The sequence below is a fragment of the Leisingera sp. F5 genome, assembly GCF_001593695.1.
In genome coordinates this window covers 1-1,575 of record NZ_LUKH01000847.1, presented here as the reverse complement: position 1 = coordinate 1,575, position 1,575 = coordinate 1, and the positions used below count along the sequence as shown (strand labels likewise).

At 62.2% G+C, this 1,575-nt stretch carries 2 protein-coding genes; both read right to left on the bottom strand.

What is annotated here, in order from left to right; translation table 11 throughout:
* Nucleotides 1-418: pyridoxal-phosphate dependent enzyme (locus A2I95_RS36690; protein WP_291737411.1), on the bottom strand; the 418-nt coding region annotated here is incomplete at its 3' end.
* Nucleotides 419-919: 501 nt separating this feature from the next.
* The gene (locus tag A2I95_RS36685; RefSeq protein WP_291737410.1) at nucleotides 920-1,573 is read right to left on the bottom strand and encodes a phosphoribosylanthranilate isomerase; all 654 of its coding nucleotides are present in this window, start codon (nucleotides 1,571-1,573) and stop codon (nucleotides 920-922) included.
* Nucleotides 1,574-1,575: the final 2 nt, after the last annotated feature.

Sequence of the window (1,575 nt, the reverse complement as noted above, 5' to 3'; positions counted from 1 at the left end):
TAAGGCCGAACTTGGCGCAGACGGTGGCGGTGGCCACACCGTGCTGGCCGGCACCGGTTTCGGCGATGATCCGTGTCTTCCCCATACGGCGTGCCAGCAGGATCTGGCCCAGCACGTTGTTCACCTTATGCGCACCGGTGTGGTTCAGCTCGTCACGCTTCATATAGATCTTGGCGCCGCCCAGCTCGGTGCTCAGACGCTCGGCGTGATAGAGCGGACTGGGACGGCCAACGTAATGCGTCCACAGATCCTTCATCTCCGCCCAGAAGGCAGGGTCGTCCTTGGCGCGGTTATATTCGGCCTCAAGGCTCAGGATCAGCGGCATCAGGGTTTCCGAGACAAACCGTCCGCCAAAGATGCCAAAACGCCCCTGTTCATCCGGACCGTTCATGAAGCTGTTGAAAAGATCGTCGGCCATGGTTCTTCCCTCTCTCGCAGCGCCCGCAATGACTATAGCGCCCCGCTGCCTTGGTAAAGAGGGGTTCAAGCAAGCAGGCACATCCGGCGAAGGCCGATGCCCTGCCGGAATGTCTGATAGCCGCCGCTTGCTGCTGGTCCTGAAAATTAAGAGGATAAGTTTGGCGGCGCTGCCAACAAGCGGAGGCGGGCGGGCGTATTCGCCCGCGTGCTATACGTTGTCTCTGCACGCCCCCAATGATTGAGGCCCTGTTCCTAAGTGCCGGAAGTGTCAGGTCCAGGGTGACCGCGATCAGGGGAAAGCATGGCAGAACGGGTTTAAGACGGCGTGAGGGCAGCGTGCGCCGGCTGCGCAATACCCGGAAGGCATACCAGCTAGGCGCGGTCGCGAAGTGAGTATTTTTGGAAAGATGAAGACACGGGACGATGCATCTTCATCTTTCTCCAAATACTCAAATCCCGCCGGCTGCCGCATTTGCACCGGCTGCTGCGGCGCGGGGCTTCAGCCACGGGAAGCGTGCGCCGCCCTGGTGAAATCTTCGATCAGCGCGGCGTCTTTCTGCCCCGGCGCGTTTTCAACGCCAGAGGAGACATCGACCTGACGCGCACCGGTCATACGGATCGCCTCGGCGACGTTGCCCGGGGTCAGGCCGCCGGCCAGCATCCAGGGTTTCTGCCAGTATTTGCGGCCCGCCAGCAGCCGCCAGTCAAAGGCCAGGCCGTTCCCGCCCGGCAGCACGGCCTCCTTGGGAGGCTTGGCGTCGATTAAGAGCTGATCAGCCACCTGTTCATAGAGCGCAATCTGCGGCAGGTCGGCGGCATCGGCGATGCCAACGGCCTTCATCACCGGCAGGCCGTAGCGCGCGCGCACCTCGGCCACCCGCTGCGGGCTTTCCTTGCCATGGAGCTGCAGCATATCAAGCGGCACCGCGGCTGTGATCGCATCAAGCTCTGCATCTGCGGCGTTTACTGTCAGCGCTACTTTGCACAGGCCGGCGGGGGTTTCGACGGCCAAAGCTGCGGCCTGTTCGATGCTGACGTTGCGCGGGGACTTGGGAAAAAATACAAAACCGGCATAAGCCGCCCCTGCCCCGGCAACGGTCGCAACATCCTGCGGCGCGCTGAGCCCGCAGATCTTGACCCGGATCTCTGTCATGG